Here is an 18,284-nt window from a genome sequence, read left to right as displayed (position 1 = left end):
GGCGGCGCGGCGCAGGTCCGGGCGATGAAGGCCTCATGCGGCGGCATGGCGCCCACGCAGTGGTCCAGGACCAGGCATGCCTGACTTAAACAGGCATGTAACTGTTGATACACGACTGGATAACGATCCGACGCATATAGCTACGTCCGGAGCTCACGGTCTCTCTGCGAGCACCCTGCGTTATCCATCACATCCAGTTGCAAGGAGGCAATCATGAAACGCGCCGCGCTTTTGCTGCTCGTCCCGATGATGGGCGTCCCGTACCTCGCGCATGCCGAGGTCTGTCTGGACCCGGACAATCAGCCGGTGCCATGCCCGCCGACGTCACATCAGACCCAGGGAGCGTGGCAGTCGGGAACCTTTCCAAAGTTCGCGGGCATCACCGCAGATATCTACATCAGCGGAGGAAAATCGGTCGATCCCCTGAGCGGCTTTGGCATTTACGCGAACAACCAGTTCCTGTGCAGCACGGGGAACGATACCGGAAACACAACGCCGATCAGGCATTGCAAGGCAACGATCCAGACGCCCGGAACCTATACCCTTTCGGCAAGGCCTCTGTACCAGGGCCAGAACTTCCTGGCGCCGCAGGACGCCATCATCAATGTGGATTGAGCGCGGGTGTACCCATTCGCGGGAGCTTTCTAGGAGGCAGGCGCGGCGCAGGCCCGGGCGATGAAGGCCTCATGCGGCGGCATGGCCTGCGCGCAATGCGCGAGAGTCTGCTCGATGCTCGCCAGAAATCCCTTGAGATCGACTTCTGGCACCTGATCCACCAAAGGATGATAGCTGGCGGGCAGGATTCCCTGGCCGACCATGACCTGCACCCAGCTGATCTCGGCAAACATTTCCTCGCCATTGCGATAGAACCGGCCGCTGTCCGCGAAGAGATCCAGCGTGGCCTGCAGCGTATCCGGGATATCCATGTCGCGGCATTGCCGCCAGAAGCCGGAATCCGAGCGTGCGGTGGCCTTGTAGTGCAGGACCAGGAAGTCGCGGATGCGATCGAATTCGAACGCCAGCCTGTCGTTGTAGCGCTGCCTCAGCACGGGGCTGAGGCCCTCCCGCGGGAACAGTTCCAGAAGCTTGGATATCCCGGACTGGATCAGATGGATACTGGTGGATTCCAGCGGCTCCATGAAGCCGCTGGCCAAGCCGAGCGCGACGACATTCTTGTTCCAGCATTTCCTCCTGCGCCCGGTCGTAAAGCGCAGCGGGCGCGGTTCGCCCAGCGGTTTGCCGTCCAGGTTAGCCAGCAAGGTGGCGGTGGCTTCATCCTCGCTGAGATGCGCACTGGAATACACATAGCCGTTGCCAGTGCGGTGCTGCAGCGGAATACGCCATTGCCAGCCAGCCGGGCGCGCGGTGGAGCGAGTGTAGGGCACGGGCGGGCCGACCTTTTCGCAAGGGACGGCCAGCGCGCGATCACAGGGCAACCAATGGGTGAAGTCTTCGTACCCGGTGTGCAGCGCCTGCTCGATCAGCAGCCCGCGAAAGCCCGAGCAGTCCACGAACAGATCGCCTGCGACCCGCGTGTCGTCCTGCAAGGTCACGGACAACACGTCACCATTTTCCGGATGCCGATGCACCGTTTCGACGATGCCCTCGATCCGGCGCACACCACGCTGCTCTGCATAGCTACGCAGAAAGCGTGCATACAGCGCCGCATCGAAATGGTAGGCATAAGCGATGTTGGCCAGTGGCGAGCCCGGTGGCACGTCGCTGGCCGAGGTCATGAACCTGCCCAGCGGTGCGGCGACCGTGTTGAGCGTGTAATGACCTAGCGGCTTGGCCCAGCCGGCGTGGCGCGCCTTGATCCAGTACTGGTGGAACGGCAACAGGCCGAGCGGATGGCCGATCTCGCTGCCGAAGCCGTGGATGTACCGGTCGCCCACATGGTGCCAGTCCACGAACTCGATGCCCAGCTTGAAGGTGCCCTGGGTCTGGCGTACGAATGCAGCCTCGTCCAGGCCCAGCAGGTTGTTGAAGGCCTTGATGTGCGGAACCGTGGCCTCGCCCACTCCAACCGTGCCGATCTGTTCGGACTCGACCAGCGTGACGTTGTACGTTGGTCCAAGCACGCGCGCGAACGCGGCAGCGGCCATCCAGCCGGCGGTGCCGCCGCCGACGATGACGATGTTGCGGATCGAGGAAGCACTCATCGGATTGTCCCGTAAACGGTCGCGCGCACCTTGCGAGCAAAGACGAACGGGGCCAGTTGGCCCCGTTCGGTGTGCACGCGCTTCAATGCATGCGGTGTGGCGTTCGTTTGATTAGAACTTGGCGCCGATTTCCAGCGTCAACGTGCGCGGGAAGTAGTTGATGTCACCAGTCTTGTTGATCGTGATGTGCGGATCGAGCTGACCATTGCTGCCCCAGTCGCCGTACGAGTAGGCCGAGTAGTTCTTGAAGTTGAACGCGTTGAGCAGGTTCAGGCGCGCGGAAAGCTTGAAGTCATTGTGGACGGTGAAGTCCTTGCTCGCCTGGAAGTCCACCGTGCGGTAACCCCAGATGTCGCCACCAAAGAGGAACTTGCCAGAACCGGGCGGCGTGACGCCAACCTGCTGACAGGTCGCGCCATCGGGATCAGTGCGGCCATAGCAGGCAATCGCATTGATCGGCTCGGGCGTGGCCAGCACCAGCTTGGCGCCGAAGGTCATGCCCCAGAAGCCGTCCAACGAGCCGGAGGCGACGAAGCGGTGCGCAGCCACCGCGTCGGACTTGACGAACGGGTAGTCCTGGATACGCGCCTTGTCGAAGGCGAAGGCCTCGTCGATGTTGCGGTTCTGGCGCGCGTTGGTATGGGTATAGGAGAACGTGGCGCCCCAACCGGATTCCTTGGTGTACGGCTTCTCGGCCGACAGCAGGACCTGGGTGCTGCGCGACTCCAGGCCGTTGCCGCCCAGAATCGTGTTGTTGTAACCCGGCACCGGCTCGCCCCAGGGTGCGCTGCCATTTTCGAAGTAGGCGCCATTGGGATAGCGATTGATCAGCGTCATCGCGAAGCCGTCGTAGCTCAGATTGCGCTGCACGGTGACGTCGGTCAGCCAGTCGCCGACCTGGTTGCTCACGCCCAGGCTGTACTGGTCGCTGTAGGGCGTCTTGAGATGATTGTTGAAGATGAACAACTCACCGCTGCCCTGCACGCCGGCGATGGCGTTGAGCTGGTTGATGTCCTGGTATTTGGGATCGTAGTCGACGCAAAGCCGGTCGGGGCGGTAGCAGCCATTGGTGCTGTTGGGGTAGTTGCCCCGGAAGAACACCGCCACCGGGGACAGCGCCGCCTTGCTGGTCTCGTAGGCCAGCTGCTCGAACAGATTGCGGTCGTAGGAGCGACCCGCACCGCCGTGGATCACGCTGCTCTCGTCACCGAACATGTCATAGGAGAAGCCCAGGCGCGGCTGCCAGGCGTCCTTGAAGTTCTTGCGGTTATGGCCGGTCGAGATGTAGTCGTGATAGTTGATGCCACTGGCCAACAGACGATCGCCCCACGGCCTGCCGGGATTTTCGGGATCATCGGCGTTGAGCGCGGCGACGAAGCCTGGCGCGGTCACGAAATCGGTATAGGCCGGGTTGTCTTCGTAGTCCCAGCGCACGCCGATGTTGAGCAGCAGCTTGTCGGTGACCGCCCAGTCGTCCTGGATGTAGATGCCGTACTGCTTGGCATCGGTTTCCACCAGCGCCTTCTGGCCCGGGGTCGCATAGGGCGAATAGAAGTCGACGCGATAAGGCGTCGCGGCAACCCCGGGCACGCCGCCGGCGCCGACTTGGTAGCTGAACTGCGGGTTCTGCGAAGCGGCGTCCTGCGCGGTCAGGGTGATGTCCTTGTAGTTCACACCCATCTTGATGGTGTGCTCGCCATGCCAGGTGAAGCTGGTGAACGTCAGGTCATCCTGCAGACTCCAGCCGTCCTGCTTGCGCTGCTGGATGCTCGCGCCGCCGGCCGGGCCGGTGGACAAGAACGTGTACTCGTCGATGTCGGTGGACGGCGCCGGACGATAGTTCAGGTAAACGTAGTTGGCGCCGGGGCCAATGGCCATCGGCAACGGATTGTTCTCCGAGGACTCCTTGGACACGATCAACTCGTTGTACCAAGCATCGGCGCTATGCTGCCAGCGCAGCGACACGCGCTTGTCCTTGTTGATCTTGTCGGTGCCGTGGTCGGTGGCGTTCTGGGCGCCGACATTGTCGACCTGGGTCTCGTCGCGATACTGGGCGGCCAGTTCGAAGCGATCGTTGTCGGTTGGCTCGAAGTCGATCTTGCCGAAGTACAGGTCTTCGCTGAAGGGCAGCGTGGCCGCGCCGTACTGCGAGGACAGGTTGGACGGCAGCAGCGATACATAGGGGCCGGCTTCGGGGCTCGGCTGGATCGAGCGCGGGACGATGTTGTCCTTGCCCTCGTAGGCCACGAAGAAGTGCATGCGATCCTGCAGGATCGGGCCGCCGAAGGCCGCGCCGTACTCCTTGACGCGCGATTCGACCTTGCCATCGTCTTCGTCCGGGCGCTTGTTCCGCATGTCCTGGTCGGTGTAGCGGTAGAACACCTCACCGTGGAACTCGTTGGTGCCGGACTTGGTGGCGGCAACCAGAGCCGCGCCGCTGACCTGGCCGAACTCGGCCTTGTAGTTGGAGGTGACGACCTTGTACTCGCCGATGGCCAGCTGCGGGAATGGATTGCCCTGGCTGTCGTTCTGGCCGGCAATGCCGCCCTTGGCCACGTAGCTCTTCTGGCTGACGCCGTCGATGTACAGGTTGCCGGCGCTGGAGTTGGAGGCGCCGCCGCGCAGGGTCGTGTGGCCCTGAGCGTCGACGTTGAACACCATGCCGGGCACGGTGTCGGCGAACTCCAGGAAGTTGCGGGTCGCCTGCGGCAGCTGTTCGATCTGGCGCAGCGAGATGGTATTGCCGACCTCGGAGGTCTTCACGTCGCGGGTCAGCGGCGCGGTCACCGACACGGTGCCCAGGTTGGTGGCGTCACCAGCCGGGGCCGAAGTCGGTGCCTCCAGGTCGACGGTGGAGGACGAAGCGACCGTGAGGGTGACGTCACGCGAAACACCGCCCGCCTCAACGGTGTAGAGGCCCGGCTGCAGGCCGACCACGGTGTAGTTGCCGTTCTGGCCGATCACGGCGCGTCGCACGGAGCCGGTGGCCTTATTGGTCACGGTGACCTCCTGGCCGGCATCGGCCGAGGTCACCGTGCCGCGCAGGATGGCCGTGGAAGTCTGCGCGAACGCAGGCACCGAGGCGACCATGCAGCCGGCCAGCGCGATGGCCAGCAGGCTGCGGGACGGGGAGCGGGAGATGGAGTGCTTGTTCTTCATGACGGTGCCCTCCTTGGGGCAGTCGGATCGCGTTTTCTTATGGGACGTGTCGTGCGGGAAAGCGGGAAAACTTCGGCTCGAACGAAGGGGTCAGGCCATGCGTCGCTCCGGGATGGCGCTGGAGTCGCGCACGACCAGTTGCGGGATCAGAGGCGCGGTATCGACCGGCGTGCCCGACTCGCCGCCCAGCCCCGGGTGCTGCAGCAGCAGGTGCAGGGCGCGCGCGCCGAGACTGGCGATGTCCACGCGCATGGTGGTCAGCGCCGGATTGACGTAGCGCGCCATCGGCACGTCGTCGAAGCCGGCCACCGCGATGTCCTCGGGCACGCGCAGGCCGGCCTTGCGCAGGGCGAACAGGCAGCCCAGCGCGGTCATGTCATTGGCGGCGAACACCGCATCGGGTCGCTCGCCCGCGGCGAAGGCCTCGCCGGCGGCATAGCCGGAGGCCTCGTCGAAGTTGCCCGGCACCACCCAGGGCGCGGCCGCGTCGGCGACGGTGGCCAGCGCGTCCTGGTAGCCGCGCAGGCGCTCGCGCGCGTCGAAGTTGTCCTCGGGCCCGGCGATGAAGGCGATGCGGCGGTGGCCGACCTCCAGCAGGTGGCGGGTCATGGTGAAGGCGCCGCCGTGGTTGTCCACGTTGAGCACGGCCGCGCGCGGGCTGCCGGCGCAGTTCATCAGCACCGCCGGGACGTCCGGCACCAGCGCCTCATCCAGGGATTCGACGCTGCCCAGGAACGGCGACATCACCAGCACGCCGTCCACCCGCCCGGGCGTGGCGCGCAGCGCGTCGCGCTGTTCGGCCAGGCTGCCGTGACAGCTGGACACCAGCAGGTGCAGGCCGCGTTCGCGCGCGGCATGGTCGATGCCGCGCATCAGCTCGGAGAAGAACTCGCCGTACAGGTCGGGCAGGACCACGCCGATGGTGTGGGTACGGCGGCTGCTCAGCGCACGGGCGGCGTGGTGCGGGCTGTAGCGCAGCTCACTGGCGACCTGCAGGATGCGGGCACGCACGTCCTCGGCCACGTACTGGCGCCCGTTGAGGGCGCGGGACACGGTGGCCACGGACACTTCGGCGGCCCGGGCGACGTCCTTGATCGTGACGTTCATCGACGCGATGCGCCGGCGGTGAGACGCGGGAAACGCACGCCCGTCCGGCACCGGCCAGCCTGCTGCGATGCAGCATCGGATTGGTGCATTGGATACGGATTGGCGGTGTCGTTTGGCACTGGAAGCTCTCCTCTTCCGGGCCTCGGGTTCGTTGGCGGGCGGCACCGTATCAGGAGTTGCAAGCGCTTACATGCTGCGCCGCAAGATGCACTCCGAGGCCGGAATGTGGCATTGCGCACCACACGGGTGCGCATGCACCAAATAACGGATTCTTAAGGGTTTCGGCTCCGTTGTTGGTCAGGCGTTTTGCGCAGTTCCCCAAGCGGACACCGTCCCCCGCGCCATGCCTCCTTGGCCAACTGCGCAAAAATCGGAGGCCGATCACGGACAGCGCGTGTCCGTTTCCGGCTCCGGTGCGGTCATCCGCAGGCCACCCGCGGGAGCCGGTCGCCGAGGCCGTTGACCGCCGATCCGTAAGCGCTAGGATGGCCCCGCCGCTGGGGGCGGCCTTGGAAGGGGAACCCATGTCGATCCAACGCGAACTGGTGCAGGAGCGCGTCTCCGCCGCCGCCACACAGCTGGTGGGCTTCGCGCGCAGCAGCCGGGACGATCAGCGCGCCTGGGCCATCCGGCTGCTGGCCGCCGCCACCCGCGACCTGCCGCCGGGCGAGCGCGCCGCGGTGCAGGCCGGCTTCTGCGAGGTCATGCGGATGTTCGAGCTGGCTGAGACGCGATAGCCGGTCTGCCTGCCCCGGCGGTAGCGGGGCGATTGGAAATCCGCAGGGGCACAACGAGGCGCGCCCTCAGCAACCGGACTCGACGGCGTCATCCCCGCGAACGCGGCGATCCAGGGACGTTCGTCCGGATCGCGCGAGGTCCATGGGTTGCCGCTTGCGCGGGCGCGATGGTTCCGGTGATTGCCGTGCGCCGGAGAGCGCGCTCGATGGCAAGCCTTCTTCCTTCGTCATCCCCGCGAACGCTGGGATCCAGCGCCTTGCGCGCATGACGAGGGAAATCGCTGGATCCCCGCGTTCGCGGGGATGACGACCCAAAGGCTTGAGAGATGACGAGCTTGGGGACCTGGACTATGGCGAGATTCGAAGCTCGAACGACAGCAAGACGCGACGCGCACGGAACCACCGAACCGTGCGGCTCAGCCCGACGCCGACGCCGTAGACGCCACGCGCGCGGCGGATCCCGCCGGAGCCTCGAGATACTCGCGACGCACGCGCTTGAGGCCGCACAGCAGCGCATAGGGACTGGTGCTGCAGGTCGCGGCGATCCGGGTCGCGGTGGGCGATGCGCCCCAGAAGGTCACGCGGCTGCCGACATCGGCGCCGGGCAGGTCGGTGATGTCCACGGTCAGCATGTCCATCGACACGCGTCCGATCACGCGGGTGGCCTGGCCATCGACCAGCACCGGCGTGCCGTTGGGCGCCAGCTGCGGATAGCCGTCGGCATAGCCCATCGCCGCCACGGCGATGCGCATCGGCGCCGGGGCGGTGAAGCGCGCGCCGTAGCCGACGGACTCGCCGGCCGGCAGCTCGCGCACGGCGATCAGCTGCGATTCCAGCTGCATCACCGGCCGCAGCGGGTGCGCCTGCGCCGCATCCAGCGGGAACGGGCTGGCGCCGTACAGCATCAGGCCGGGGCGCACCCAGTCGCTGCGGATGCCGGGCCAGCCCAGCAGCGCCGGCGAGTTGTTGAAGCTGGTCAGGCCGGCGAAGTCGGCCGTGGCCTGTTCGAACACCCGCCGCTGGACCTCGCTGAAATCGCTGTCCAGTTCATCGGCGCGCGCCAGGTGGCTCATCGCCACCACCGAGGCGATCCCGGGGTCGCGCTGCAGCGCGGCCAGCGCTTCGGCGAACTGCGCCGGCGCCAACCCGAGACGGTGCATGCCGCTGTCCAGCTTCAGCCACACATGCAGCGGTTGCTGCGGGCGGTAGCGCGCCAGCGCCTCGAGCTGCCAGGGCGAGGCCACCGCGGTCCACAGCCGGTGGCGATCGACCAGCGGCAGTTCGGCCGCCTCCAGGAAGCCTTCCAGCAGCAGGATCGGCGCCTCGATGCCGGCCTCGCGCAGCTCGATGGCCTCTTCCAGGCAGGCCACGCCGAAGGCATCGGCGATGCCGGCCAGCGCGCGCGCGCAGCGCACCGCGCCGTGGCCGTAGGCGTCGGCCTTGACCACCGCCACTGCCTTGCCGCCACCCAGACGCCTGGCCAGCAGGTAGTTGTCCTGCAGCGCGCCCAGGTCGATCAGTGCACGGGCCGGGCGCATCAGGCGGCCGCGGCGCCGGCGGCGCTGTTGCGGTAGCGGGACATGTCCAGGCCTTCGCTGTCGATCGCCGGCGCGTGGCCCGCCATCAGGTCGGCCAGGTAGCGGCCCGAGCCGCAGGCCATGGTCCAGCCCAGCGTGCCGTGCCCGGTGTTGGTGTAGAGATTGTCCAGCGGCGTGGCCCCGACCACGGGCGTGCCGTCCGGCGTGGCCGGGCGCAGGCCGGTCCAGAACTGCGCCTGCTCCAGCGCGCCGCCCTGCGGGTAGAGGTCGCGCACGACCAGCTCCAGTGTCTCGCGGCGCTGCGGGTTGAGCACGTGGTCGTAGCCGGCCACCTCGGCCATGCCGCCCACGCGGATACGCGCATCGAAACGGGTCACGGCGACCTTGTAGCTCTCGTCCAGGATCGTGGACACCGGCGACATCGCCGGCTCAAGGATCGGCAGGGTCAGCGAATAGCCCTTGAGCGGATACACCGGCAGGTCCAGGCCCAGCGGCGCCAGCAGTCGCGGCGATTCGCTGCCCAGGGCCAGCACATAGCGGTCGGCGGTCTCCAGCCGGCCGTCCAGGCGCACGCCGGTGATGCGGCGGCCGTCGGCCTCGATCGCCTCGATGCGCGTGTCGTAGCGGAACTCGACCCCCGCCTCGCGCGCCATCGCCTCCAGACGCCGGGTGAACAGATGGCAGTCGCCGGTCTGGTCGTTGGGCAGGCGCAGCGCGCCGACCAGCGCCACCGGCGCGGCGGCCAGCGCCGGCTCGTAGCGGGCGATGCCGGCCGGGTCGAGCAGTTCGTAAGGCACGCCGTACTCGTCCAGCACCGCCACGTCCTTGGCCGCGCCGTCCAGCTGGGCCTGGGTGCGGAACAGCTGGATGGTGCCCAGGCGCCGGCCCTCGTAGGCGATGCCGGTGGCGGCGACCAGTTCGTCCAGGCAGTCGCGGCTGTACTCGGACAGGCGCACCATGCGCGCCTTGTTGCGCGCGTAGTGGGCGCTGGTGCAGTTGGCCATCATCTGCAGCAGCCAGCTGTACTGGCGCGGGTCCAGGCCGGGCTTGATCGCCAGCGGCGCATGCTTCTGGAACAGCCATTTGAAGGCCTTGGCCGGCACGCCCGGCGCGGCCCAGGGCGAGGCATAGCCCGGCGAGATCTGGCCGGCGTTGGCGAAGCTGGTCTCCAGCGCCGGACCGGGCTGGCGATCGACCACGCACACCTCGAACCCGGCCTGGGCCAGGTACCACGCGGTGGTCGTGCCGATCACGCCACTTCCCATCACCAGCACACGCATGGCCTCACCTTGTCGTTCGTCTACAGGCCCAGCGCGGCCAGCGGAGAAAACCTTACCCGAACCCCTCCGGCAGATTGGCCGCGTTCGCCACCCCTGCGCGGTGAAAGCTTGAGGTCTGGCGCGGTTGCGCGGCACATGCTGCCGCGCTCTTAGACGGAGAGCGTTCCGGGAACCCGGATTATCGGCGATTTCCCTGAGAATTTCCGCATCGCCCACGCGGCAGATCCTGCCGTCGTACACCCTAACCCCGGCCCAACGTGGCGCTCAGGCCAGCGACTTCACCGACACCTCGCCGCGCAGGATCGGCGACTTGATCACGATGTAGGAGAAGTACTTGCTGATGCCGATGTGGCGATCCAGCAGGCCCTCGACCAGCGACTGGTAGTGCGCCACGTCGCGCACCACGAACTTGAGCAGGTAGTCGAAGCCGCCGCTGACCAGGTGGCATTCGGTCAGTTCCTCCACGCTGCGCAGGCCGGCCTCGAAGGTGTCGAAGTCCTCGCGCCGGTGGTTGTCCAGCGTGACCGAGGTATAGACCACCTGCACGCGGAACAGCCGGGCCAGGTCCAGCCGCGCGCCGTAGCCGGCGATGTAGCCGGCGCGCTCCAGGCGTTTGACCCGGGCCAGGCACGGACTGGGCGACAGGCCGACGCGATCGGCCAGGTCGGCGTTGGTGATCCGCCCGTGGCGCTGCAGTTCGGCCAGGATGTTCAGATCGATGCGGTCCAGCCGCGGCAGGCGGTCGATCACGCGCTTGCCCGCCTCATGCCCGCGCCAGCGCCTGCCGGTGCGCCTGCGCCAGCTCGGCCATCGAGCGGAACACGTAGTCCGTGCGCGGCATCGCGCCGGGGTCCATCGTCGCGCCGTAGCCGGGCTGGCCGTGGCGGCGGTGGATCCAGCAGCTGGCCAGGCCGAAGTCGTTGGCGGGCGTGTGGTCGTGGTACAGGCTTTCGGCCACGTGCAGGATCTGCGTGCGCGCCACGCCGCGTTCGCCCAGGGTGTCGATGAGGTATTCGAAGTTGCGCGGCGCGGGCTTGTACGCACCGATGTCCTCGGCGGTGTAGACCGCATCGAAATCCACGCCCAGCCGCGCGTTGCTGGCGGCGAAGGTCCGGTTGTCCACGTTGGACAGGATCACCAGCCGGTAGTGCTGCTTGAGGTACCGCAGCGCCTCGACGCTGTCGTCGAAGGCCGGCCAATCGCGCACCGACGCGCCGTAGGCCTCGCATTCCTCGACGCTGGCCGCCACGCCCCAGGCCTCGGCCAGGCGCTTGTAGACCACCGCCAACAGCGCGCGGTAGGGCTTGGCCGGGGTGAGGCGCTGCAGGGTCGACTCGTGGTGGGCGTGGGCCTGCAGGATCTCGTCGCGCCCGAGCGACAGGCCGGCACGGGCGGCCCGCTCCACCAGGCCGGACAGGGCCCGGATCATCCCCGACTCCCAGTCGATCAGGGTGCCGTAGCAGTCGAAGCTCAACACGGAGTAGTCGGTCAGACGCATGGCCGGCGATGTCACAGGAAGGAGGCGTGGCAGGGGGGCCATCCCGCGTGGCGGCGCCGGAGGCATCGCCATGCTGTGCGGACGGCACGCGGCCCATTGTGCCGCGTGGCAGACCCTCGTCGCACGCCCGACGGCGCGCCGTGCGGTTCCCGGGCGCGTTGCCGCCTCAGTCGCGGTCCGGCGCGCGGTCCGGCACCTGCTGGTCCTGCTCGATCTGGCGCCGCTGCTGCAGCTGCTCGGCGACCATGCGCTCGGCCCTGGCGAAGGCGGCGTCGGCATCGGCCGCATGCAGTTCGTCATCGCCGTAGAGTTCGGGCGGCAGGTCGTCGATCTGCAGGGACTTGATCATGGTGCGGCCGTCGTGGCTCCAGATCTCCACGCGGAACGGCGTGTCCTCGACGGTGCCGGACCGCCAATGCTTGCGGGGTTCTTCCATCGGAGCGCACCTTGGGGGAACTTGAGTGCGACCAGCCTGCACGGGCGACCGTGAGCGCGCCATCAGCGGGAGCAGCGCCTGCAACCAAACCATCGCCCCACCGTCACATGGGCGACGCACGCGACCGCCATCCTCTGCCTGCGGGTCCGGCGCGGTGCCAATTACTGCCAGGACCCGCGCAAGGCGACAGACGGATCAGCCGGAAGTGCCGTCCAGACCAAAACCCCGGCAGTTGGTACGCGATCCTTTCCGCGTCGCGGAGGCTGCAAGGCTCCCATGATCGCGCGAGCCAATCCCAAGACGCCCCGGCCCCTCTCTCTCGCCGGGGCGTTTTACTGTCCGGGGCGGTGGTCATGCCGGCCGGTGCGGGCGGCTGCTACGCTCGCGGCACGCGGCCGCGGCCGCCTCGCTGCCTTCTCCTGTCCCGATCCTGCCATGCCTGCATTCCGCTGCTGTCGCGCGCCCCGCATTCCATCCCGCCCCCGCACGCGGAGGCGCGCATGAGCCTCGCGCCGTGGTTGCTGGCCGCCGCGGCCGGCACGGCGAGCTTCACCACGCCGCACCTGGTGGCCACGCCGCCGCCGCACACGGTGCACTTCGGCGGCAGGACCTACATCGATCACGGCCTGGTCGCCGCCGGCAGCGTGCCGGCCGGCACCCTGGACTTCATGGGCGACACGCTGGGCTCGTTCTCCTCGCTGGGCGTGCAGGCCGGGCAGTGGCGACGCACGCAGGGCGGCTACCAGGGCCTGCTGTGGACCCTGCCGGACCGCGGCCGCAACGATCCGGACGCAGGCCTGTTCTACGACTACGCCGCCCGGCTCGCACGCTTCCGTATGACGCTGCGCCTGCCCGGCGCCGGCCAGGGGCCGGGCAATACGCTGGCGCTGGTCCCCGATGGCGGGCTGACGCTGCGCGACTTCGAAGGCCAGCCCTTCACCGGCGCCGATCCCGGCGCGCACACCGTGGTGCAGGGCGGCGTCACCTTGCCCTCGCCGGCCAGCGGGCCCGGCGCGGGGAAGATTTCGCTGGATGCCGAGTCGCTGCAGTTCACCGCCGACGGACACTTCTACCTCGGCGACGAGTACACGGCCAACGTCTACTACTTCGACCCGGCCGGCCGGCTGCGTGGCGTGATCGAACCGCCGCCGGCGATCGTGCCGCGCAACGGCGGGCTGCCGGCCTTCGGCTCGCTACAGGCGCCGCAGCGCGGGCGCCGCAACAACCAGGGCATCGAAGGGCTGGGCCTGTCGCCCGACGGGACGCGGCTGTTCGTGGCGCTGCAGAGCGCGCTGGTGCAGGACACCGCCGAGGGCAAGCATGCCGGTCGCCGCGACACCCGCGTGCTGGTCTACGACGTCGGCCGGCAGCCGCTGCCGAAGCGGCCCATCGGCCACTACGTGGTTCAGCTGCCGGTCTACGCGCGCAAGGCCGACGGCACCCCGGCCGACAGCACCGCGGCGCAGAGCGAACTGCGTGTGCTGGACGACACGCGCTTCCTGCTGCTGGCCCGTGACGGCGCCGGACTGGGCGCGGACAAGCCCGAGCCGATGGTCTACAAATCGATCCTGCTGGTCGACACCACCGGGGCCAGCAACCTGGCCGGCTCGCGCTACGAGCGCGGCGATGCCTCGGTGCTGGCCTCGCCCGCGTCCACCGCGCTCAAGCCCGGCATCAAACCCATGCGTTGGACCGAACTGGTCAATCTGCTCGACCCGGACCTGCTGGCGCAGGTCGGTCTGGACCTCGATGTCGCCGCGGGCCCACACCCCGGGCTGATGTCGGAGAAGTGGGAATCCATGGCGCTGCTGCCGGCGCTGGATCCGGCGCGGCCGGACGACTGGCTGCTGCTGGTCGGCAACGACAACGACTTCATCGCCCGCCGCTGCGTGATGCAGGGCCACGGCTGCGATTCGGCCTTCGACAACGACAGCCGCGTGCTGGTCTACCGGCTGACCCTGCCCAAGCCCGTCACGCCGCGCGCGAAGCGCTGAGCCTGCCGGGGCGCCCAGGGCACCGCCCCATCGCCACGGCACCGGCCGTGGCGGCACGCCGATGGAGAGGCGCGGAAGGACGCTGCGCCTCGCGCGCCGCGGCAGCAGCGCGCACTGCCTGGCCGCGTCCCTGCGGCCCTGTCCGCGGCCGGCGTCAGAACGTGTACTTGACCGTGGTCTGCACGCGGCCCAGTTCGCCTTCGGCATCGTTGCCCAGATCGCGTCGCGCCCAGCTCAGCTCGGCGCCCACGTCCAGCCGCGGGAACGGCGAGTAGATCAGGTTCACGCGCCAGGACTGGGTGCGCTCGGTGGCCTGCGCGCCGACGGCCCGCTCGTCCACGGCGATGTACGCGGCCGAATAGGCCAGCGTGCTGCGCAGGTTGGCGGTCCAGTTGTGGCGCCACGCGGCGAAGCCGGCGTAGCCGTCCTGGGCCTTGAGCCGGCCGTCGGTGTCGATGTAACCGTCGGGGATCAGGCCGAAGCCGATGTAGCGGCCCAGCCCGGGCCCGCCGCTGACCGTGTACTGCAGCAGGTCCTTCGGCCCGACCTTGAGCGAACCGGCCACGCTCAGCGCCAAGCCGGTCGTGCTGTCGTCGGCCGTGCGCAGCTGCCGGGCCAGGCCGGCGACGGTGAAATGCCCCCAGTCGCCCTTCTTGGTCCAGCGTGCCGTGAGGTCGGGCAGATCGTTCTCGCCGGAGCTGACCTGGGTCGGGCTGCGGTTCTGGTACCAGGTCTGCGGGTTCTCCAGCGAGAAGGACCAGTTGCCGGTGGTGTAGCGGATCTGCGCCTGGCGCGCGAACAGCGTGCCGTCGACGATGCCGACGAAGTCCACCGTCTCCGGCAGCGAGCCCAGGTCCATCAGGTTGGTCCAGGTCTGGCCGGCCAGCCAGTGGTTCCACTGCACGTAGGCGTGGCGCAGCGTGGGCGGATAACCGTTGGAGAACTTCTCGTTGCCCACGTTGTTGTTGCCGCCGCCGAAGAAGTCGAACTCGACATAGCCCTTGAGCTTGTCGCCGGCGTCGGTGACGCGGTCCACGCCGAACCACACGCGCGAGAACTGCGCATGGAAGTCGGCGTACTGCTTGCCCGGCCCGGCATCAACCGGCGTGGCCGAGGGGAAATAGAACAGGCGCCCGGGCGTGCTGTCGGCGATCGCGCCGTCGCTGGTCCAGGTCGAGAGCATGTCCAGCTTGACGAAGCCGCCGAAGCTGAAGTGGCTGTCGCCGCCGGCGACGATAGCGGTGTTCTGGATCGGCGCCTTGGCCGGCGCGGTCGCCGGTGTCGCGTTGCCGGCCGCGGTGGCCGATGTCAGCGCCGGCGGCAGTGCGCCGCTGGCCTGCACGCCCGGCCCCTTGAGCGGCGGCGCGCCGGGCGCGGTGGCCTCGGCCAGGCGCGTGCGCGCATCCACCAGTTGGGTCTGCTGCTGCTCGACCATCTGCTTGAGCGCGAGCACTTCGTTTTCGAGCTGGGCGATGCGCGCGTCCTGGCGCGCGTCGGTGGTGGTCTGCGCCTGGGCCAGGCCCGGCGCGCCAAGGGCGATGGCAAGCGCGCAGGCCAACGTGGCGCGGCGCGGCATGGTGATGGATGACGGCATGTGGCTCTCCCCGAACCTGGTGTGATGGATCTCGAGCGCGGCCCGGTGGCGGGCGCGCGATGGCATGCGTGCGGCGAAACGCTCCCCCGTCGCGCCGCGCACGGAGCGGGACGGGCCGATACAAGCGGTGCGCAGGCGTCAGCGCGGCGGTTCGATGCCCATCGCGGGCATGGCCTCCTCGCCTGCGGAGGAGGTGCGACCGCCAACGGAAACCGACCCCACGCGGCCGCGTCGCCACGTCAGCAGCAGGTGCGCGGCCAGGCCGAACACCAGACTCCAGAACGCCGCACCCAGCCCCAGCAGCGACATGCCCGAGGCCCCGACGATGAAGGTCACCAGCGCCGCGTCGCGCGCGTCCGGCGCGGCCAGCGCGGTGCCGAGCGCGTTGGCGATGCTCGGAAACAGCGCCAGCCCCGCCAGCGTGGCAACCAGCTCCCTGGGCAGCGTGGAGAACAGCGCCACCACGCTGCCGGCGACGCTGCCCAGCAGCAGGTAGGCGACCCCACCCGAGATGCCGGCCACGTAGCGCCGCTCGGCGCGCGGATGCGCCTCGGGCCCGGTGCACAGCGCGGCGGTGACCGCGCCGGGATTCAGACCATGGCAGCCGAATGGCGCCAGCAGCGCCGAGGCCACGCCCGACCACACCAGCAGAGGCCGGGCGGCCGGCCGCGCGTAGCCGCTGGTCCGCAGCACGGCCATGCCCGGCATGAACTGCCCGGTCAAAGCCACCACCAGCAGCGGTAGGCCGAGGCTGACGATGGCCTGCCACTCCAGGCGCGGTGCGATCCACACCGGCGTGGTCAACGCCAGCGCCGGCAGTGGGCCGTGCAGTTGCCCGCACAGCGCCGCCACCAGCACGCCGGTGATCAGCACCGCCACCACCGCATAGCGGGCGAACCAGCGCCGGCCGACGAAGAACGCCGCGAACATCGCCAGCACCAGCCACACCTGCGCGGCCATGCCGACGAAGGCCTTGGTGGCGAAGCCGAACAGCACGCCGGCCAGCATCGCCGCGGTGATCGCCGGCGGCAGCCGCGCCACGATCCGGTCGAACGCGCCGGACAGCCCGATGGCCAGCAGCAATACGCTGGCCACCAGGTAGGCGCCGATCGCCACCGCGTAGTCGAGCGTGGGCAGCAGGCCGACCAGCAGCACCGAACCGGGAATCGACCAGGCGATCACCACCGGGACGCGATAGCGCAGGCTCAGCACGATCCCCAGCACGCCGCTGCCGATGCAGATCGCCCAGACCCACGAGGCGAGCAGCGGCGCCGGCAGCGCGGCCGCGGCCTGGAACACGATCACCAGCGGCCCGGCGAAGGAGATCAGCGTGGCGACCACGCCGGCCAACACCGCCGAGGGCGAGGCATCGCGGCAGAGCTGGCGCAGCGCGTCGCGCATCTCAGGGCGCTTCTGCGGCCACCGCCACGCGGGGCGTGGCGACCGGCGGCTGGCTAGACAGCGCGTAGACCAGCGTGGCCAGCGTGGCCAGCGCCGCGGGAATGGCGAAGATCAGGAAGTTCTGCTGCAGCGGCAGCTCCCTGGCCAGCAGCACGCCACCCAGCGTCGGCCCGACGATCGCGCCGATGCGGCCCACGCCCGAGGCCCAGCCCAGGCCGGTGGAGCGGATCGACAGCTCGTAGAGCTGGGCCACGCTAGCGTAGAGCAGGATCTGCGTGCCGATGGTCGCCGCGCCCGCGACGAAGACCAGCGCGAACAGCGCCGCCACCGGCAGGTCGAAGCCGATCAGCGCGATGGACAGCGTGGCCGCCACGAAGTACGCCACCACCACCCGCGGCAGGCCGAAACGATCACCCAGGCGGCCGCCCAGGATCGCGCCGGCCATGCCGCCGAAGTTGAGCGAGAACAGCGTCAGCAGGCTGGCCTTCTCCGCATAGCCGGCCTCCTGCATGACCTTGGGCAGCCACGAGCTGAGCAGGAACACCAGCAGCAGGCAGCAGAAGAACGCCGTCCACAGCATCAGCGTGCGCAGGCCGCGGCCGCCGCGGAACAGTTCGGCCACCGACGCCGTCGCGCCGGTGGGCGCGTCGTGGACCAGCACGTCCTGCGGCCCCAGCGGCGTCGCCCCGGGCAGGCGCGCGTGGATGGCGCGCGCCCCGGCCTGGTCGCCGCGCCGGATCAGGAAGCCCAGCGACTCGGGCAGCTTCCACCACACCAGCGGCAGGAACAGCAGCGGCAGCACCGCGATCCAGAACATGGGTCGCCAGCCCAGGTTGGGGATCATCCAGATGCCCAGCCCGGCCGACACCATGCCGCCGACCGAGTAGCCGCTGAACATCAGCGCCACCATCGTGCCGCGCAGCCGCTTGGGCGAGTACTCGTTGACCAGCGCCACCGCGTTGGGCATCAGCCCGCCGCAGCCCATGCCGGCGAAGAAGCGCGCCACCTTGAACTGGGTCGGATCCTGGGCGAAGCCGGTCAGCAGCGTGGCCACGGTGAACAGCAGGAAGCTCATGACCACGCCGTTCTTGCGACCGAAGCGGTCGGCCAGCGAGCCGAAGATCAGCGCGCCAAACATCATCCCGAACAGCGCCCAGGCCTGCAGCACGCCCGCCTCGGGCTTGGTCAGCCCCCATTCCTTGATCAGCGTCGGCAGCACCGTGCCGGCGATGAACACGTCGTAGCCGTCCACCACCAGCAGCAGCCCGCACATGGCCACCACCGTCCACTGCAGCCGGCCGAAACGGCCGCGTTCGATTGCCTCGTTCACGTCGATGCTGTGCATGTCTCCTCCCTCCGAAGACCGATGACACGTTCT

At 68.8% G+C, this 18,284-nt stretch carries 14 protein-coding genes; 3 read left to right on the top strand and 11 right to left on the bottom strand.

Features of this window, described 5'->3' with window-relative positions:
- Positions 1-213: 213 nt before the first annotated feature.
- The gene (locus tag LAJ50_RS05010; protein WP_130550822.1) at positions 214-615 is read left to right on the top strand and encodes a hypothetical protein; all 402 of its coding nucleotides are present in this window, start codon (positions 214-216) and stop codon (positions 613-615) included.
- A 29-nt stretch (positions 616-644) separates the two neighbouring features.
- Here the strand turns inward: LAJ50_RS05010 and LAJ50_RS05005 are convergent, their stop codons facing one another.
- The 3 genes from LAJ50_RS05005 to LAJ50_RS04995 all read right to left on the bottom strand — a co-directional run bounded on the left by LAJ50_RS05005 (position 645) and on the right by LAJ50_RS04995 (position 6,428).
- Positions 645-2,162, bottom strand: a complete 1,518-nt coding sequence (locus tag LAJ50_RS05005) for a tryptophan halogenase family protein (RefSeq protein WP_138652181.1) — start codon at positions 2,160-2,162, stop codon at positions 645-647.
- A 111-nt stretch (positions 2,163-2,273) separates the two neighbouring features.
- Positions 2,274-5,321, bottom strand: coding sequence for a TonB-dependent receptor (locus tag LAJ50_RS05000; RefSeq protein ID WP_130550820.1), 3,048 nt, complete (start codon positions 5,319-5,321; stop codon positions 2,274-2,276).
- A gap of 90 nt (positions 5,322-5,411) precedes the next feature.
- Positions 5,412-6,428: a LacI family DNA-binding transcriptional regulator gene (locus LAJ50_RS04995; RefSeq protein WP_130550819.1), complete on the bottom strand. Its 1,017-nt coding sequence runs from the start codon at positions 6,426-6,428 to the stop codon at positions 5,412-5,414.
- Positions 6,429-6,952: 524 nt separating this feature from the next.
- Between LAJ50_RS04995 and LAJ50_RS04990 the strand changes: the two genes are divergently transcribed.
- Positions 6,953-7,165, top strand: coding sequence for a hypothetical protein (locus LAJ50_RS04990; protein ID WP_138652183.1), 213 nt, complete (start codon positions 6,953-6,955; stop codon positions 7,163-7,165).
- 416 nt (positions 7,166-7,581) lie between these two features.
- On the opposite strand, the gene alr is transcribed toward LAJ50_RS04990, so the two are convergent.
- The 5 genes from alr to LAJ50_RS04965 all read right to left on the bottom strand — a co-directional run bounded on the left by alr (position 7,582) and on the right by LAJ50_RS04965 (position 11,917).
- Entirely contained in the window at positions 7,582-8,703 is a 1,122-nt protein-coding gene (alr, locus tag LAJ50_RS04985; RefSeq protein ID WP_130550817.1) for an alanine racemase, read from the bottom strand.
- The gene (locus LAJ50_RS04980; RefSeq protein ID WP_130550816.1) at positions 8,703-9,983 is read right to left on the bottom strand and encodes a D-amino acid dehydrogenase; all 1,281 of its coding nucleotides are present in this window, start codon (positions 9,981-9,983) and stop codon (positions 8,703-8,705) included. The genes alr and LAJ50_RS04980 overlap by 1 nt, the downstream gene beginning before the upstream one ends.
- Positions 9,984-10,247: 264 nt before the next feature.
- A complete protein-coding gene (locus LAJ50_RS04975) occupies positions 10,248-10,730 on the bottom strand; it encodes a winged helix-turn-helix transcriptional regulator (RefSeq protein WP_205957652.1) in 483 nt (160 codons plus the stop codon).
- Between the two features lie 16 nt (positions 10,731-10,746).
- The gene (locus LAJ50_RS04970; RefSeq protein ID WP_130550814.1) at positions 10,747-11,481 is read right to left on the bottom strand and encodes a haloacid dehalogenase type II; all 735 of its coding nucleotides are present in this window, start codon (positions 11,479-11,481) and stop codon (positions 10,747-10,749) included.
- Positions 11,482-11,647: 166 nt separating this feature from the next.
- On the bottom strand, positions 11,648-11,917 hold the full coding sequence (locus tag LAJ50_RS04965) for a hypothetical protein (protein ID WP_130550813.1): 270 nt from the start codon (positions 11,915-11,917) through the stop codon (positions 11,648-11,650).
- A 500-nt stretch (positions 11,918-12,417) separates the two neighbouring features.
- Between LAJ50_RS04965 and LAJ50_RS04960 the strand changes: the two genes are divergently transcribed.
- A complete protein-coding gene (locus tag LAJ50_RS04960) occupies positions 12,418-13,911 on the top strand; it encodes an esterase-like activity of phytase family protein (RefSeq protein ID WP_130550812.1) in 1,494 nt (497 codons plus the stop codon).
- A gap of 154 nt (positions 13,912-14,065) precedes the next feature.
- Here the strand turns inward: LAJ50_RS04960 and LAJ50_RS04955 are convergent, their stop codons facing one another.
- The 3 genes from LAJ50_RS04955 to LAJ50_RS04945 form a co-directional block, all read right to left on the bottom strand.
- Positions 14,066-15,505 carry a DcaP family trimeric outer membrane transporter gene (locus LAJ50_RS04955; RefSeq protein ID WP_130550811.1) on the bottom strand — a complete coding sequence of 480 codons (1,440 nt, stop codon included), beginning with the start codon at positions 15,503-15,505 and terminating at the stop codon, positions 14,066-14,068.
- A gap of 138 nt (positions 15,506-15,643) precedes the next feature.
- The gene (locus LAJ50_RS04950) at positions 15,644-16,906 is read right to left on the bottom strand and encodes a benzoate/H(+) symporter BenE family transporter (protein ID WP_130550810.1); all 1,263 of its coding nucleotides are present in this window, start codon (positions 16,904-16,906) and stop codon (positions 15,644-15,646) included.
- Between the two features lies 1 nt (position 16,907).
- Positions 16,908-18,251 carry an MFS transporter gene (locus LAJ50_RS04945; RefSeq protein WP_138652185.1) on the bottom strand — a complete coding sequence of 448 codons (1,344 nt, stop codon included), beginning with the start codon at positions 18,249-18,251 and terminating at the stop codon, positions 16,908-16,910.
- Between the last annotated feature and the right edge of the window lie 33 nt (positions 18,252-18,284).

Source organism: Pseudoxanthomonas sp. X-1 (genome assembly GCF_020042665.1).
GTDB lineage: Bacteria > Pseudomonadota > Gammaproteobacteria > Xanthomonadales > Xanthomonadaceae > Pseudoxanthomonas_A > Pseudoxanthomonas_A spadix_A.
This window is presented reverse-complemented; position numbering and strand designations above follow the sequence as displayed.

Excerpts from the sequence above, each read along its gene's own strand:
- LAJ50_RS05010 (WP_130550822.1), top strand. The coding sequence starts at position 214 with ATGAAACGCGCCGCGCTTTTGCTGCTCGTCCCGATGATGGGCGTCCCG.
- LAJ50_RS05005 (WP_138652181.1), bottom strand. The coding sequence starts at position 2,162 with ATGAGTGCTTCCTCGATCCGCAACATCGTCATCGTCGGCGGCGGCACC.
- LAJ50_RS05000 (WP_130550820.1), bottom strand. The coding sequence starts at position 5,321 with ATGAAGAACAAGCACTCCATCTCCCGCTCCCCGTCCCGCAGCCTGCTG.
- LAJ50_RS04995 (WP_130550819.1), bottom strand. The coding sequence starts at position 6,428 with ATGAACGTCACGATCAAGGACGTCGCCCGGGCCGCCGAAGTGTCCGTG.
- LAJ50_RS04990 (WP_138652183.1), top strand. The coding sequence starts at position 6,953 with ATGTCGATCCAACGCGAACTGGTGCAGGAGCGCGTCTCCGCCGCCGCC.
- alr (WP_130550817.1), bottom strand. The coding sequence starts at position 8,703 with ATGCGCCCGGCCCGTGCACTGATCGACCTGGGCGCGCTGCAGGACAAC.
- LAJ50_RS04980 (WP_130550816.1), bottom strand. The coding sequence starts at position 9,983 with ATGCGTGTGCTGGTGATGGGAAGTGGCGTGATCGGCACGACCACCGCG.
- LAJ50_RS04970 (WP_130550814.1), bottom strand. The coding sequence starts at position 11,481 with ATGCGTCTGACCGACTACTCCGTGTTGAGCTTCGACTGCTACGGCACC.
- LAJ50_RS04965 (WP_130550813.1), bottom strand. The coding sequence starts at position 11,917 with ATGGAAGAACCCCGCAAGCATTGGCGGTCCGGCACCGTCGAGGACACG.
- LAJ50_RS04960 (WP_130550812.1), top strand. The coding sequence starts at position 12,418 with ATGAGCCTCGCGCCGTGGTTGCTGGCCGCCGCGGCCGGCACGGCGAGC.
- LAJ50_RS04955 (WP_130550811.1), bottom strand. The coding sequence starts at position 15,505 with ATGCCGTCATCCATCACCATGCCGCGCCGCGCCACGTTGGCCTGCGCG.
- LAJ50_RS04950 (WP_130550810.1), bottom strand. The coding sequence starts at position 16,906 with ATGCGCGACGCGCTGCGCCAGCTCTGCCGCGATGCCTCGCCCTCGGCG.
- LAJ50_RS04945 (WP_138652185.1), bottom strand. The coding sequence starts at position 18,251 with ATGCACAGCATCGACGTGAACGAGGCAATCGAACGCGGCCGTTTCGGC.